The sequence below is a fragment of the Bacteroidota bacterium genome (assembly GCA_019637975.1).
In the GTDB taxonomy this organism is placed as follows: domain Bacteria; phylum Bacteroidota; class Ignavibacteria; order UBA10030; family UBA6906; genus CAADGV01.
In genome coordinates, this window is record JAHBUR010000020.1 from 24,892 (window position 1) to 41,529 (window position 16,638).

Annotated in this window: 13 protein-coding genes; all 13 read left to right on the top strand. The window is 51.2% G+C overall.

The annotated features are described in order from the left end of the window. The first annotated feature begins 77 nt into the window (after positions 1–77). The 13 genes from sprA to KF749_11940 all read left to right on the top strand — a co-directional run bounded on the left by sprA (position 78) and on the right by KF749_11940 (position 16,568). Positions 78–5,252, top strand: a complete 5,175-nt coding sequence (gene sprA, locus KF749_11880; GenBank protein MBX2991850.1) for a cell surface protein SprA — start codon at positions 78–80, stop codon at positions 5,250–5,252. Then, the gene (locus KF749_11885; protein ID MBX2991851.1) at positions 5,233–7,089 is read left to right on the top strand and encodes a hypothetical protein; all 1,857 of its coding nucleotides are present in this window, start codon (positions 5,233–5,235) and stop codon (positions 7,087–7,089) included. Before sprA ends, KF749_11885 begins: the two co-directional genes overlap by 20 nt. Positions 7,090–7,169: 80 nt before the next feature. Continuing rightward, the gene (locus tag KF749_11890; protein MBX2991852.1) at positions 7,170–8,738 is read left to right on the top strand and encodes a response regulator; all 1,569 of its coding nucleotides are present in this window, start codon (positions 7,170–7,172) and stop codon (positions 8,736–8,738) included. After that, positions 8,735–9,166: a tRNA (adenosine(37)-N6)-threonylcarbamoyltransferase complex ATPase subunit type 1 TsaE gene (gene tsaE, locus KF749_11895; protein ID MBX2991853.1), complete on the top strand. Its 432-nt coding sequence runs from the start codon at positions 8,735–8,737 to the stop codon at positions 9,164–9,166. Before KF749_11890 ends, tsaE begins: the two co-directional genes overlap by 4 nt. After that, a complete protein-coding gene (gene tsaB / locus KF749_11900) occupies positions 9,163–9,846 on the top strand; it encodes a tRNA (adenosine(37)-N6)-threonylcarbamoyltransferase complex dimerization subunit type 1 TsaB (protein ID MBX2991854.1) in 684 nt (227 codons plus the stop codon). The genes tsaE and tsaB overlap by 4 nt, the downstream gene beginning before the upstream one ends. Positions 9,847–9,860: 14 nt before the next feature. After that, positions 9,861–10,700: an acetyl-CoA carboxylase, carboxyltransferase subunit beta gene (gene accD / locus KF749_11905; protein ID MBX2991855.1), complete on the top strand. Its 840-nt coding sequence runs from the start codon at positions 9,861–9,863 to the stop codon at positions 10,698–10,700. A 64-nt stretch (positions 10,701–10,764) separates the two neighbouring features. Continuing rightward, positions 10,765–11,670: an arginase gene (rocF, locus tag KF749_11910; GenBank protein MBX2991856.1), complete on the top strand. Its 906-nt coding sequence runs from the start codon at positions 10,765–10,767 to the stop codon at positions 11,668–11,670. Positions 11,671–11,678: 8 nt separating this feature from the next. Further along, positions 11,679–12,527 (top strand): pantoate--beta-alanine ligase, encoded by an 849-nt coding sequence (gene panC, locus KF749_11915; GenBank protein ID MBX2991857.1) that lies wholly within the window; start codon positions 11,679–11,681, stop codon positions 12,525–12,527. Positions 12,528–12,534: 7 nt separating this feature from the next. Next, positions 12,535–13,290, top strand: a complete 756-nt coding sequence (locus tag KF749_11920) for an NTP transferase domain-containing protein (protein ID MBX2991858.1) — start codon at positions 12,535–12,537, stop codon at positions 13,288–13,290. Positions 13,291–13,359: 69 nt separating this feature from the next. Then, entirely contained in the window at positions 13,360–13,866 is a 507-nt protein-coding gene (locus tag KF749_11925; GenBank protein ID MBX2991859.1) for a hypothetical protein, read from the top strand. Positions 13,867–14,056: 190 nt separating this feature from the next. After that, positions 14,057–14,464: a LytR C-terminal domain-containing protein gene (locus tag KF749_11930; GenBank protein MBX2991860.1), complete on the top strand. Its 408-nt coding sequence runs from the start codon at positions 14,057–14,059 to the stop codon at positions 14,462–14,464. Between the two features lie 35 nt (positions 14,465–14,499). Continuing rightward, positions 14,500–14,940: a ribosome silencing factor gene (gene rsfS / locus KF749_11935; GenBank protein MBX2991861.1), complete on the top strand. Its 441-nt coding sequence runs from the start codon at positions 14,500–14,502 to the stop codon at positions 14,938–14,940. Then, positions 14,937–16,568, top strand: a complete 1,632-nt coding sequence (locus KF749_11940; GenBank protein MBX2991862.1) for an arginine--tRNA ligase — start codon at positions 14,937–14,939, stop codon at positions 16,566–16,568. The genes rsfS and KF749_11940 overlap by 4 nt, the downstream gene beginning before the upstream one ends. Positions 16,569–16,638 lie beyond the last annotated feature (70 nt).

The window sequence follows — 16,638 nt, forward strand, 5'->3', positions numbered from 1 at the left end:
ATGCAGAGGTCGGACACCATCACCACTCCGCACAAACTTAGTCCACCGCTCAGGGCATATACATTTTGAGAATCGACGTGGTTTTTCTTTTCCGGAGTCTCCTTCGTGTTTTGCACGCGCATCCCGTCAGGGTTGTTGCGCTTTTCTTCTCGATTGTCTTTGCGGGGCTGGTGTTCCTTTCTCCCGATTCAACTTCGGGATTCTATCGTCCTGCCTCGCACTATGAGTCTCTGTTTCCTCCGCCGGATTCCATTCCCGGAGGTGTAGTGACAAAAACTCAACCCGGCGACCCGCAATTTCCTACTTCAATCCGATCAAGAACCGGAGGGAGAAGTATCGGCGGAGCAAGCGGACAGTTCTCCAGCCCGACCTCACGCACAAGTGAAACCCCGGCATTCGAGGATACCACCTGGGTTGTGTACCTGGATTCCACCGCACGGCTTGAGCATTGGAAGTACAAGCGCTACGATCCGCCGCAGGTGCAGCTTTTTCCGGACCGGGTGTATCCGTTGTTTACCAGCCCAACACAAACACCGGTACGCCATCAGGTTACTGCGGATTCAGCAGTATCGAGACTGTTTTTCAGCACGAAGATTGGTAATGAGGATGTGAAGATTCCCGTCAGTCTCACGCTCAAGGAATATATTGCCGAGCGGCAGAAATATGAACGCCGGAAGTTGTTCGCCGACGAGGCACGAAAGCCGAAAACTCTCGCGTTGAAGAAAGACATCGGCGACGTCTTTTCCAGCTTCACCAAGATTCAAATTCCGGTTCCGGCGAACCCGATCATGAGCATCTTCGGCAAGCCCGAAATCAATCTGCAAATCAGCGGCGCCGTTGATATTCGGGCAGGTTTCCGTTCCACGAAGAACGATCAGCAGACAATCAACGTTTTCGATCAAACACGGAACGAGCCGGATTTCAATCAGGAAGTGCAAGTGGCAGTCAACGGCACGATCGGAGACAAGCTGAATATCCTTGCCGACTGGAACACGCAGCGTACATTCGAGTTCGAGAATCAACTCAAAATCAAATATACAGGCTACGAAGACGAGATTGTGCAGAGCATTGAGGCCGGGAACGTTTCGCTTCAAACCCCCTCGGCGTTGATCGGTCAAAGCGCCGCGCTGTTCGGCATCAAAGCCAAATTGCAGACGGGCCCGCTGACCCTGACCACAATTGCGTCGCAAAAGAAAGGGCAAATCAAAGAGGTTGAAGCCAAAGGTGGCGCTCAAGAGAATCCGTTTTCGATTGATGCATACGACTATGCCACGAATTACTATTTTGTTGATACATCGTACCGTCCTCTTTTTGAGCCTTACTACCTGAATGATCCTGCGACCGTAAATTCCGGTAGCCAGATTCTCGAAGAGGAAGTGTGGGTGTTCTTCTCAGGCAACGATCAAACGCAAATTCTGAACTCGCGGCAGGCGTCCGTTCATATTGTGCTGGATCCGAGACCTGCCGGCGGTTACGGAGACTCGCTGCGGCTTGCTAACGATCCACCAGGAAGGGTGGAGAACCTTCGAATGCGTCGACTTCTTGCCAGTGAATATGAACTCATGGGGGATGGCTATATCGGTGTTATTGCCCTGAATGCCGTCAGCGACCAGCAAACCGTCGGTATTGCCTATCGCACGGCCGACGGCAGGCAGTACGGCGATTTGTCTCGCGATATCCCCGCGCAGGATACCTCGCGCACATTCGTTCTGAAGATGGTTAAACCAAAGAATCTGAATTCCGTCGGCCCGCGATACGATATTGCCTGGAGGCAGATGTTGAAGAACATCTACTCGCTCAGGCTGAGGAACATCCGCAAGGCCGGGTTTGAGTTGGATGTGTACCGGCGACAAGACGGTCAAGACCCGGTGAATATCATACAGAACGAGCGGCTTCTGCGTGTGTTGGGTGTTGACAGATTTAACGCTGATGATTCACCCGCACCAAACGGCGATAATGTGTTCGATTTTCGTCCCAACAGAACCGTAAAGGAATCGCGCGCCGAAATTATCTTCCCGTACCTCGAGCCCTTCGGCAGCGGGCTTGTCCAGTATTTTCTGTCGCTCAATCCTCCTGTTGCCATTGATCCGGAGGTGTATGGTTTTCGCGAAATTTACGACACAACAAAAACTGTTGCGCAGCAGAGCATCCGGAACAAGTACCTCATCCAGGGTAAAGCGACGGGTGAAACGAGTTCGAAATATAACTTGGGCTTCAACGTTGTGGAAGGAAGTGTTCGAGTCTACCTGCGTGACCGGCTTTTGACGCCCAACGTCGATTATTCGGTTGACTATATTCTCGGCGAGGTTGTTATTCGCAATCCCGAAGCGCTGGTACCGGGCGCACAGTTGCAAATCAAGTACGAGCAGAACGATTTGTTCCAGCTTGCTTCGAAAACGTTGTTTGGGGCGAGGGGCGACTTGTTTGTTTCGCAAAGCACGAATTTCGGGTTCACTGTTCTCAGTCTGAACCAACAATCCTTGAGCGACAAAGTACGGTTGGGGGAAGAGCCGAACAAGAACACCATTGTCGGGTTTGACGGGCAAACAACCATCAAACTTCCGTTTCTTACCAGTGCCATTGATGCGTTGCCGGGAATTCAAACCCGGGAACTTTCCGATTTCAAACTCGCGGCAGAGGCCGCCTATGTCTCTCCTGACCCGAACACAAGAAAGAGCACAATTTCCGGCGATGGTGGTTCGGGTATCGCGTACATCGACGACTTTGAAGGCTCACGTCGTACGATTCCGCTCGGAACCAACTATGCCCAGTGGTTTCAGGCGAGCCCGCCGGTTGATACCTCGTTAGGGGTGAATGATACTTCCAGGATGAATTATAAGGCAAAGACAATCTGGTACAACGTGTACAATCTGGTCCAACTGACCGACGTATATCCGGACAAACTTGCTGGAAGCGCGGCAAGCAACCGGCTGACCGTGATGGATGTGAAATACCACCCGACCCAGCGGGGCATGTACAACTACAATCGTGGTTCAATAGCCGATTCATTGCAGCTCAGAAACTGGGGCGGCATCATGAGGCCGATTTCCATCGCAGGTACGAACCTGATCACGGAGAACATCAATTTCATTGAAATCTGGATGATGGTGGGGGCAAATGGAGCGAGGCCTGGGATGGATCCAGGAAAAATGTACGTTGATCTTGGCTCAATTAGCGAAGATGCTATCCCGAACAGAATTTTGAATACAGAAGACAAAGTGTCACCACCCGGAACTAATAGGGAAGGGACGATAAACTACACTCTCCAACCGTGGGAAGATGTCGGCCTTGACATGCTTACGAATGCCGAAGAACTCGCCCTCTACGGCGACCTGAACGGAAATGGGGACCCGAGCGGCGACGATTACGCGTACACACCCAACTCCTTTGACTACAGTCGTGTCAACGGGACGGAAAACAACCGGACAAGCCAAAATGGATTGTATCCCGATACCGAAGATCTGAATTCAGACGGTACGTTAAACGAAGCCAATTCGTATTTTCGCTATGAAATCTCACTGGATACTGTGCGAGCACGAAACCCCAACATTGTTGGAGGGGGTATTGGAACGAGTGTCTACTACCAATTTAGAATTCCGATTCGTGAATACAATTCTGTAGTTGGATCACCGACATTTGAGAATGTTGAGTCTATCCGCCTTTCATTTCAGAATGAAGCAGATTCCGTTTTTCTACGCATTGCCGATTTCTCCCTTGTCGGAAACCAATGGCAGGAATTGGACAAAGAGGATCCGACGTTCGCGGTGAGCATAGTAGGTATCGAAGAAAACTCGAACATTTATGCATCGCCGCCGGGCGTTATCCGGGAACGGGACAAGACGCGTCCCGAGGAACAAATCTACGCTAACGAGCAATCCCTCGCCCTCATTCTGAGAGGGGTTCCCGACGGACAAGCGCGGCAAGCCGTAAAGTATTACACGACCCGTCCGCTGGATTTGTTCAACTACCGGACGATGAAGATGTACGTTCACGGCGATGAGCAATTCCACTACGTTGATGTGAACAATTATGATGCGGAATTCTTCTTCCGCTTCGGTGCCGATTCGCTGAACTACTACGAGTACCGGTCGCCGATTCATCCAGCGTCGCCGCTTCTGCCCGGCGACCCGGTCGAGGTGAAATCCGAGAAACTGTGGAATGCGCTCAACAATGTTGAGATTCGGTTTCAGGATCTTACCGCAATCAAGCAGGGAAGGGATTCACTCACGCAATTTGTAGAACGTGTCGTACCCGGAGGCCCTCCCGGTGCCGTGTACCGCGTACTGGGAAATCCGTCTCTCACACAAGTCCGTTACATGTCGGTCGGTGTTGCGAACCCGATGGGCAAAGGCACAGTTGATTCGTTATTCGGACAGGTGTGGGTGAACGAGCTGCGTCTTATTGACGTGGATGATTCGCCCGGCTGGGCATACAGGTTTGATGCAAGCGTGAAGCTTGCCGACCTCGGAATGGTGTCGTTCAACTACTCGAAGGTGGATCCCAATTTTCACTCCATTGAACAGCGGTTCGGATCTCGGCAAACGGGCACGAATTGGGGCATAGCGGCAAACGTTGACTTCGGCAAGTTTTTCCCGTCGAATTGGGCCGGGACAACTCTTCCCATTTCCTACTCACATACTGAGGGCCTCATCAGGCCGAAGTACCTGCCAAGTTCGGATGTGTTGGTGAGTGAAGCTGCCCGGCTTGAAAAGGAGCGCCTCATTGCGAAGGGATATTCAGAGGAATATGCGAGTGCGGCCGCGGCGCAACTTGTGCTTGACGCGGAGACGTACCGTACATCCGATTCATGGGCGGCGCCCAATTTCAGGATTGCACTTCCTTCTGACGAATGGTGGATTCGTGATACGTGGAACAAGCTGACTTTCGGATTCAACTACACGAAATCGAGAGAGAGAAATCCGACTACAGCGTACAGATTATCGTGGCAATGGAGTGCCCGGATTCAATACCAGCTTGCGTTCAGTCCCGATTACTTCATTCAGCCCTTCAAGAGTATTTTTGCGGGTCTCTGGTTTCTGGATGACTACAAGGATATGAAGATCTGGTTTGCGCCGCAAAGCTTCAGTTGGTCGTTGAGCGCAAACCGCTCTCGCGACAGGTCGCTACAGCGAACGGTGGGATCGCAGGAACAGATCAATCGCAATTTCAATACAACTCGATCATTGGGATTTGCCTGGAAGTTGACGGAAGGGGGTTTGCTGAACCTTTCCGGTGACTACAGGTTTTTTTGAATGTCGAGGCAAGCTTGTTGAATCTCGAAACCCGCTCACGAATCAACAGCGCAGATTCTCCAAGATTCTTGACGATATCTTCTTCAACAATTCGTTCATCAACTTCGGCCAGGATACACGCTATTCACAACGGAACAACTTCAGCACCCGGCCGAATATCCCGAACATCTTCAATATCAAAAAGTATTTGGATTTATCGTTCGGGTACAGCGTAGATTACAATTGGCAGAATACACTGATTCGCGGCGATCTTGGAAAATCGGCCGGTTGGGGGAACAACATTACCTTCTCACTCAACTTCAGGTTGAAGCAATTGTTCGACCCGCTCTTTGAATCCTCTGCCCAGTCATCAAGTGTCGGAGGCCCGATGAACAAAGGTGGCCGAAGGTCGGTTCAGGTGGAGGACGATGGCGGGGCCGGCGATACAACTGTCGTTGCCGCAAGCGATTCGACGGCTCCCGGAGGAGGCGGGCTTGACAAAGTGTTAGGTCAGTTGAAGGAAGTCGCCAGGCTGTTGATCAAAGTTCCGCTGCTCGATTACGAGACGGTGAGCATTACTTTTACGCAAACGAACAATGCTGCGAACAACGGCGTCATCGGCAGGCCGGGTTTTGTGAACTTCTGGGGAAGGGTTCCCTTCTTCCAGGAGTCCGATCCCCGGTACGGTCCCTCGCGCCTTTATCAACTCGGCTTGATTTCCGATCCGCACGGCAGGCTTACGAATTTCGGCACGCGCCCGAAATTTCCGTTCTTCGGCTGGGATGTTGAACCCGGCCCCCGGGCTGCGAGCGGAACTTTGCAAAACACGTTCAGGCAAACCAACCGCCTGTCGTTTAAGACCTCGCGGGGTTTGTGGGAAGGGGCACGACTCGATCTCAACTGGAACGTCGGCTGGTCGTACAGCAGCTCGGAGAATTTTACAACCGATTCACTCGGACGAATCATTTACAACGATCCTGCCCGCCCCTTTACAGCCAGCTCTTCGGGAAGTGTTGACAGGTCGTTCTTCACGTTGCCGGATTTTCTGTTCTTTGGCACGTTCAAGAGTAATCTGAAGGAAGTGGCGACCCGGTATGGCAATCTCTCCGAATCGCAAAGGAATGAGGAGGCGCTTGCAAAAGCATTCGAAGAGGGATTTGAAGCGCTTCCCTTCTTCAGAAAAATCTTCGGACCGTTCACTCCGCGTGTAAATTGGAGTTTGCGGTGGGATGGGCTTGAGCGCATTCCGATGTTCGAGAGTTTCGTCAGCAGGCTCTCGTTCGATCATTCCTACGCGTCGAATTACACACGATCGTTTGCCAACAGGCCCGGCGGCGGCGGTGAGCGGACGGAAGGCCAGCGGGTGACATACGGATTCGCGCCGCTGGTTGGGTTGAATTTTACGTTCAAGGACTTGCTGAAAGGGGCGATGGGTGCCAACATCAGGTACAACACAAACACAACGTACGACCTTGCCGTGTCGTCGCGGAATATTGTCGAGACGCTTTCACAGGAAATATCCTTCACGGCATCCTATTCACGGCGTGGGTTTGAGATTCCGTTCTTCGGACTTTCGTTGAACAACGATCTCGAAATCAATGCATCATACTCGCTGACGAGAAATTCCCGCAAGCAGTTTGAAGTAGCGCGACTGACGATCGGCAATGTGGATGGCGTTCCGCTCGAGGGTTCGACACGCACGATTCTTGAGCCGCGCATCAAATACGTGTTGAGTCAGCGCGTCAATGCATCGGTGTATTATCGTCTTACAAAGATCACCCCCGATGCACAAGGTTCGGCGATTCCCGGCAGCACAACAAACGAAGCGGGACTTGATATTCATATCTCGATTCAGTGAGTGAGGTGAGGAGATTTTCGTCTGTTTGAATCTGGCTGTTGATTTGGTTATCATTTTCTTGAATCCGGAACACGAAAGTTATGGAAGAGTATAAAGGAAGAATTCTGTGGGTTGACGACGAGATTGATTTACTGCGTTCCCACATCCGCCTCCTGTCGGAAAAAGGCTATACAGTTGACACGGCGACAAACGGAGAAGATGCGGTGAGCATGGTGAAGGATCGGAATTTCGATCTTGTCTTTCTCGATGAAATGATGGCGGGGATGGGCGGATTGCGCACACTCGGCGAAATCAAAGACATTCGCCCCAATCTTCCCGTCGTGATGGTGACGAAGAACGAAGAAGAAACGCTGATGGAGGAGGCGATCGGCGTCAAGATCAGCGACTATCTGACCAAGCCTGTCAATCCCAGCCAGATTTTGATGGCGTGCAAGAAGTTCTTGGAGGGAAAGAAGATTACCGGGGCGACGGTTTCGCGGGACTATGTCAGGGATTTCAACGAAATCACGATGGCGTTGATGGGCCCGCTTGATCACGCGGATTGGGTGGATATGTATGCGCGTCTTGTCAATCGCTCAATGGAATTGGACGCTCATCCCGAACTCGGATTGCAACAGACACTTAATGATCAGTTTCGGGAATGCAACCTTGCCTTCGGCAAGTACGTTGAAAATAATTACCGGGATTGGGTGGAGCAGGCGAAAAACCGGCCCGTCTTGTCGCACGAGGTGGTTGATCGGTTTCTGATTCCCGAATTGCGTGAGAACAGGTCGGTGTTCTTTTTCGTGATTGATTGTCTGCGCCTCGATCAATGGCTGATGATGGAAAGTCTGCTGCACGAGTATTTCAACATCTCCAAAGAATACTACTACAGCATTCTTCCAACGGCAACACCGTATTCGCGCAATGCTATCTTCAGCGGCTCCTTTCCGAGCGATGTTGAGTTGCGATATCCCGAGTTGTGGGAGAAAAATGAAGACGACGAGAACAGTCGCAATCGGTATGAACGGCAATTTCTCGACGGCCTTCTTGAACGCAGGAAAGTCCAACTCAAACCGGAGGCAAAGTACGTCAAGATTCTTGACGCGGAATTCGGGCGAAGCATTGAAAACACGATCAACTCCTATACGAACGCACGGTTGACGTCCATTGTCGTGAATTTTGTCGATATGCTCGCACACGGCCGTTCGGATTCGCATCTTCTGAAGGAAATTGCGCCGGATGAGTCGGCATACAGGCTTCTTACGAAGTCCTGGTTCATTCACTCGTCCTTGTTCGGCATGTTGAAGATCCTCTCGAAAAATAAGAATGTGCGGATTGTTTTGACAACGGATCACGGAAGTATCCGCAGCTTGCGGGGATCGAAAGTACTTGGCGATCGTGAGGCTTCAACCAATCTCCGCTACAAGTACGGGCGCAATTTGAAAGCGGACGACAAAGCGGCCGTTTTCATCAAGAATCCGTTGGAGTACAAACTGCCGAAACGCGGCGTGGCAACAAACTACATTATCGCGAAAGAAGACTACTACTTCGTCTATCCGACGGACTACCACAAATACCTCAACCAGTATCGTGACAGCTTCCAGCACGGCGGCATTTCCATGGAGGAGATGATTCTGCCTGTTATCAAGCTTGAGCCGAGGGGATGAAAAAGTTCCTTTCAGGATCGGCGGATGAAACAGCAGCTCTCGGCAAGACGTTTGCTCAAGAGTTGAGGCCGGGCGATGTTGTCACGCTGTCCGGAAACCTCGGGAGCGGAAAAACCCGCTTTGTCGTCGGGATGTGTGAGGGATTGCATGCACACGGCCATGTTGCCAGTCCGACCTTCACGATCATCAACGAATACGAAGCCCCGTTCGGGAAAGTAATTCACATCGATCTCTACCGCATCAACAGGCGAACGGAAATACGGGAACTCGGCATTGAGGAGTACTTCACCGACAGATGCATTTGCATGATAGAATGGCCCGAGCTTGTTTCCGATCTGCTTCCTTCGAAACGTTTTGAGGTTGTGATCGACTTCGGAACGGGGGAGAACGACAGAGTGATTTCGGTAAAGGAGAGTGTTCCCGCGTGAAGATTCTCGGTATCGAAACCGCGACGACTGTGTGTGGGGCGGCTCTTAGTGTCAACGGCACTGTGTCGGGAGAAGCTGAAATTCATGAGAAGAACGCCCATGCCGAGCGCATCATGGACCTCATCGACGCGGTTGTCAAACAATCGGGAATGCACTTGTCAGGCCTCGATGCCATAGCAGTTTCTATCGGTCCCGGCTCGTTCACAGGATTGCGGATCGGCCTGAGCATCGCGAAGGGGCTCTGCTTTTCACTCGATAAACCCCTTGTTGCCGTTTCGACGCTTCATGCGTTGGCGTATCGGGCCGTGGCAGTGAATAGTGGAAGAACTCCGTATATTCTTGCAGCAATAGATGCACGAAGAGACGAAGTGTACTGCCAGTTGTTTCGCGTAAACGGAACAACTGTGCATCCTGAATGGAAAGAGCGGGACTCCACACTCGATGCGTTGTTCAAGGGTGTCATGAATGAGAGTGTCACCCTAACAGGGGATGCGGCTGTAAAATTTGCCGCGCATCCCGACGGAGCGGCAGTTATGCACGTTTCCGCAGAGGATGCACACTGCAGCGCTGCAACCATCGCGTTGTTGGGAGAGCAATTGGCTCGGGAAGGCACATTTGCCGATATCAAAACCCTCGAGCCGAAATATGTCAAGGAATTTTACACCAACGTTGCGAACTGAGAAGGTTATCAGAAATGGCCTGGTTTAAACGATCAAAAGAGAACATAGCGCCGGCAACGGCAAAGAAGGAAATGCCGGATGGCATGTGGACGAAATGTGACAAGTGTGATGAAATCATCCACAAGATGGAACTTGAGCAGCACATGTACACGTGCCCGAAATGCAACAGACATTTCCGGATCGGCAGCAAGGAGTACTTCAAGATTCTTTTTGATGATGGAACATTCAAAGAATACGACCACAAGATGCGGTCTGTCGATCCGCTGAAATTCAAGGATACGAAACGGTATCGTGAACGCATACCGGATGCAATAAAGAAAACAGGATTGTACGACGCAGTCCGTTGGGGAACCGGAAAAATGAACGAACGCAGCGCCGTCGTTGCCTGCATGGATTTTGGATTCATCGGTGGAAGTATGGGTTCGGTTGTGGGCGAAAAAATCGGCCGGGCGATTGACCGCGGCTGGAAGACGAAAACGCCTGTCATTATTGTTTCCTCGAGCGGCGGCGCCCGCATGATGGAAGGCGCATACTCATTGATGCAAATGGCGAAAACCAGCGCAAAACTGGCGCGGCTTGGCGATGCGGGCATTCCCTTCATTTCCATTCTTACCGATCCGACAACCGGCGGCGTGACAGCGAGCTACTCCATGCTTGGCGACGTGAATCTCGCCGAACCCGGCGCATTGATCGGGTTTGCGGGGCCTCGCGTTATCAAGCAGACAATCGGGAAGGATTTGCCGCCGGGCTTCCAGCGATCGGAGTTTTTGCTCGAGCACGGGTTCGTCGATATGATTGTGCATCGGAAGGAAATGAAGGACACCGTATCAAAGTTACTCGCCTTGATGATGTAATGAACGCCTTACGTACCGACGAGAGTATGTCGGGTTGCTGCATCATGTTCTTTCGAAGAATGGTATGACTATTCACTTGCTTGGTGTTCCCATGGATTTGGGTTCCGGTCGGCGCGGAGTCGATATGGGACCGTCAGCCATCCGAATTGCCGGGCTTAGCGACCGGTTGAAGGAACTCGGCCACAAGATAGTTGATGATGGGGATATCGACATTAAGAATATGGAAGAACTCCGTGTCGGCGATGTTCGGGCACGCTATCTGAAGGAGATCTCCCGCGCCTCGACAATTCTTGCCCGCCATACGGAGGGCATCATGAACAACGGACGCTTTCCTTTGATTGCCGGTGGCGATCATTCTATTGCGATCGGGTCGATTTCCGGCATTGCTGCCTTTGCAAGAAAGAAGAGAAAGAAACTCGGTGTACTGTGGGTTGATGCGCATGGCGATATGAATACGCCGGGAACATCTCCTTCAGGCAATGTTCACGGTATGCCTTTGGCATGCCTTCTCGGGTACGGTCCCGGTGACTTGAAGAAAGTTGGTGGAGATTTCGACAAGATAAAACCTGATAACGTAGCCCTCGTTGGGGTTCGCAGTCTCGATGACGGTGAGCGCAAGTTCATCGAGCAAACAGGCGTTCACGTCTTCACGATGTCGGATATCGACAGGCAGGGAATTCATCGTGTTATGAAGAAGGCGATCTCGAAAGTGACGAACGGAACAAGCTATGTTCACGTCAGCTTCGATCTCGATGCCGTTGATCCGACGATAGCGCCTGGAGTCGGAACGCCTGTGAAGGGGGGACTCGACTACCGCGAGGCTCATCTCATAATGGAATCATTGTACGAAGCGAAAGCAATGACATCATTGGAGATCGTGGAAGTCAATCCAATACTTGATGAACAAAATACATCGGCTGAGTTTGCGGTTGAGATAGTTCAGTCGGCTTTCGGCAAGAGGATTTTGTAGAAGACCCCATGGTAATCAGAGATATTCGGGAAATGAGGCAAACGGCCGAGCGCATGCGCCTCACCGGCAAGCGCATAAGCGTCGTGCCAACAATGGGCTATCTGCATGAAGGGCATCTATCGCTGATTCGCATAGCGAAAAAAAAATCCGACGTTACGATTACAACCCTGTTCGTGAATCCTGCGCAATTCGGCCAGAACGAAGATTTCTCCCGTTATCCGCGATCGTTTGAGCGGGATCTTTCTCTTGCTCATGCCGCGGGCACGGATTATCTGTTTGCGCCGGAAACGTCTCAAATATATCCAACCGGATATTCAACGTACGTGAATGTTGAGGGAATCACAGACGTACTGGAAGGGAAATCACGGCCGGGACATTTCCGCGGCGTTGCAACGGTTGTTACAAAACTCCTTAATCTCACCAAACCCCACATTGCAGTGTTTGGTCAGAAGGATGCACAACAAGTGGCGGTAATCCGGAGATTGGTAAGGGACTTGAACATTGATGTCGAAGTGCTGGTCGTGCCGATAGTACGTGAGCCCGATGGACTGGCGATGAGTTCCCGCAACACCTATCTCAATGCAGAACAGCGTCGTCAGGCAACAGTGTTATATCAAGCTCTTGTACTGGCTGAGCAACGCATCAAGCAGGGCGTTCGTGAGTGTAGCAAGATTATCGATGAGATGCAGAGCCTCATTACGACCAACTCGTCGGGACAAATCGATTACATTTCGATTGCGGATAACAACTCACTCCAGGAGCTGGCAACGCTTCAACTCAGACAGTCGGTTCTGGTCTCGCTGGCAGTGAAGTTCGGAACAACCCGGCTGATTGACAATATCGTCCTTCTCGTTTGAAACAGGAATGAAACGACCTCTTGCGGTAATTATCATGGCGGCGGGAAAAGGAACCCGCATGAACAATCCCGACATGGCAAAAGTCATGTTTCCGATTAATGGCAAGCCGATGGTCGAGCATGTTGTGGACCTTGCCCTCAAACTCGAAGCGCAGCCGGTGGTAGTGATTGTGGGATGGCAGAAAGACTCGGTCATCAAACATCTCAAGAAATTCACAAGCCGGAAAGTCGAATGTGTCGAACAAAATCCCCAACAGGGAACTGGTCACGCCGTCATGCAGGCGGAGTATTCCCTTCGCAATTTTGAGGGGGATGTACTTGTTCTTTCGGGCGACGTTCCGATGATGACATATGAAACCGCGACGTCTCTGATCGAACTCCATTACTCGACAGGCGCCCGCGCAACCGTTCTCACTGCAGTACTTGATGACGCAACCGGATACGGACGAATTCTCCGCAACACGGATGGAAGCGTGTTCGGCATAGTCGAGCACAAGGATGCAACACCCGAACAGCGTGAAATCAGAGAGATCAATTCCGGAATCTACGTCTTTGACGCAAAATTGTTGTTCGAAAGCCTGAAACATATCACCCCGACAAACGCCCAGAAAGAATACTACTTGACGGATGTCTTCCACTACTTCTGGCTTCATCAATACAAAGTCAGCGCCAGCGTGGCAGGAAATCCATTGGAGACTCAAGGCATCAACACGGTTGCCCAACTCGAAGCGGCAAGGGAACTTATGCAGAGTTCCGGCAGTTGACAATCATGAGTGTTTTTGGTATCATTTTCATAGAAATAGCGTGTGCTGAAAGGTCATAAGGAGAACATCATGAAGAAACTGGCTTTGTTGTTTGCTCTGGTTGCCGTTGGATTCGGGATTGCATCAGCGCAACTTAAGTCCCAGGTTGCGCAGGAGACGCAAGTCTCGATAACCCGGCTTGGTGGCGATTCATCGCCGTTGTCGTACTTGTTCGGCTGGTTCGACCCCGACAAGTTCACGATGCGCCACTCGTTCGATATGTCGTTCATGACAGCCGGCGGACATGGCCTTTCCCTCGGCACGTACACCAACACGATGATGTACCAGTTCGACGACAACTTGAATGCCCGAGCCGATATTGCGTTCAGCTTCTCGCCGTACAGTTCGTTCTCGACTTTTGACAAGAAGGATCTTAGCCAGGTGTATTTGAAGAACGCCGAGGTAAACTACAAACCGTGGGACAATACAAAGATCTCACTTTCGTTCAGACAGATGCCGTACGGAACAGGCTATTACTATTCGCCGTTTTACAGTCCATATTACTACAACCCATTTTACAGAGAAGCAGGATTCTGATAAAGGGATTTTCACGCCGTTGTGAATTGCTGCAGTATTCAGCAGAGCCGGACTTCTCTTGCAGGCAATGCAAGAAGGGGATCGGCTTTCGTATTTTCCTGCCTGCATCTTCATATCACCTAAGCGTACTTTGAATTTGCGAACTTTCGTTTCCGACGCAAAAACAATTCGTAGAACAGCGGTTACCACTTTGATTGTACTGCTGATGATTGTGGTTGGCTTCCTCGGCTACTCATTTGTCTCACGCAATTTCATCGAGCCTCCGGTTGATTCCACCAAAGGCGATGTCCAACCCGGACAAGTCATCCAGATTGATTTACTCAACGGTTGCGGCGAGCGAGGGGCAGCCTCCAAGTTTACCAACTACCTTCGCGCTCGCGGATATGATGTGGTGGAGATGAAGAACTACAAGACATTCGACGTAAAAGAGTCGCTTGTTATCGACCGGAGCGGCAATGTAGAGATTGCGCGTAAGGTAGCGTACGCCCTCGGCGTCAGCGAGAAGAATATCATTCAACAAATCAACCATGACTATTTTGTCGATGTTTCCGTTGTCGTCGGAAAGGACTTTGCACTCTTGAAACCTTATACCCGCTAATCATTCCAGGAGGAGATGCGTTGAAATCATCTGCATTGGCAAATGCAATTGCGAAACTGGCACTCACAAAGAAGGCTCAAGAAGTTGTGATTATGGATCTGCGCCCGCTGACATCGATGACGGATTTCTTTGTTGTCTGTTCAGCCGATTCTGACATCCAGGTGAAAGCAATTGCTGATGCCGTACTTGGGGGGACCGAGGAGAAGGGGATCGGCCCCTGGCACAAAGAGACGAAAAGTCACAATTGGATGCTGCTTGATTTCTCGGATGTTGTTCTTCACATCTTCCACAGGACGGCGCGGAGTTTCTACAACCTTGAGAAACTGTGGGGTGATGCGAAGATGAAGTACATTCGTGATGAAAAGCCGGCGGGCAAGCAGCCGAAACCGGTTTCACCAAAGAGTGCGAAGCCGAAGAAGAAATCGATTGTTCGAAGCACAAAAGGCAAGCCTGCCCGGAAGAAAACTGCTAAATGAAAAACTACCTGCACGGGAAAATCTCCTTATCACTCCAATCACTCGGAATTGACCCGGGCACACTCATTGGTTTCGAAAAACCCCGCCAGGCAGAACATGGCGATCTGACGACAAATATCGCGATGGTGTTGGCAAAGTCGCAAAAAAAGAACCCCCGCCAGCTTGCCTCGGATATTGTCAATTCGCTTCAGCTCGACTCATTACTTGTCAGCAAAGTCGAAATTGCAGGACCCGGTTTCATCAATTTTACCCTCACTCCGAAATTCTACCGGCAGCAACTTGGCACATTACTTTCCGCCGAACGATCGTTCGGCCGCTCGAATGTCGGCAACGGGAAGAAGACGCAGGTCGAGTTCGTGAGCGCGAATCCGACCGGGCCGCTGACCGTCGGTCACGGGCGCGGTGCTGTGTACGGTGATACCGTTTCCAATCTGCTGGAATGGACGGGCCATGATGTAACGCGAGAGTATTACTTCAACAACGCCGGCAGGCAGATGCGCGTGTTGGGCGATTCTGTTCGTCTCCGGTACTTGCAGTTGCTGGGCGAGAGAGTCGAGTTTCCGGAAGACTACTACCAGGGCGAATACATCAAAGACATCGCATCACACCTCAAAGATGGGTTCGGGGATTCGCTGAGAAATGAACCGGCGGAAGGGAAGTTCAAAGCTCAGGCGGAAAAGGAAATCTTTGAGGATATCAAGAAGACGTTGAAGTCGCTCGGCATCATTCACAAGACCTTCTTCAATGAGAACTCTTTGTATGAAGATGGGAAGATCAAGGAGGTGTTGGAAGAGTTCAAGAAGCGGGACTTGTCATACGAAAGCGAAGGGGCCGTCTGGCTGAAAACCAGCGCGCTCGGCAGCGAGAAGGACAAGGTGATTGTGAAGAACACGGGCGAACCGACGTACCGCCTTCCTGATATTGCCTACCACGTTGACAAGTTTCGGCGTAGGTTTGAGTTGATTGTAGATATTTTCGGCTCGGACCATATTGCTACTTATCCCGACGTACTTGCGGGCGTCAAGGCACTCGGCTACGACGACACGAAAGTGAGAGTGCTGATTCACCAGTTCGTCACCATCATGCAGGGAACGGAAGTGGTGAAGATGTCCACCCGCAAAGCAAACTACATTACTCTTGACGAGTTGATTGCCGAAGTCGGCCCCGATGTTGTGCGCTACTTCTTCCTCATGCGAAGTATGACAGCGCATTTGAATTTTGACTTGAATCTCGCGAAACAGCAGTCGGATGAAAATCCGGTGTACTATCTGCAGTACGCCCACGCCCGCATTTGCAGCATCATGCGGAAGGCGGAAGAAGAAGGGAAGAAGGGAGCCACATCGCCGAATCTCGACTTGCTGAAAGAGCAGGAAGAGCTTGAACTCATCAAGATGTTGCTGGAATTTCCTGAGACGGTCGAGTACTGTGCAGAGACGTTTGAAATTCACCGGTTAGCCGAATACTTGCAGGACGTCGCAACAGCATTCCACAAATTCTACCACAATTGCCGCGTCGTCAGCGAAGATTCTGACTTGACGCATGCCCGGCTTGCACTCTGCGATGCGACGAAGGCCGTCCTTCGCAACGGATTTGCCGTACTCGGCATTTCGGCGCCGGAGAAGATGTAGCGCTTTTGTTGCAAACCTCACCTTTTGTATATTCTTCCAATGAAAGTCACATCACAACGCGTTTCCGGAC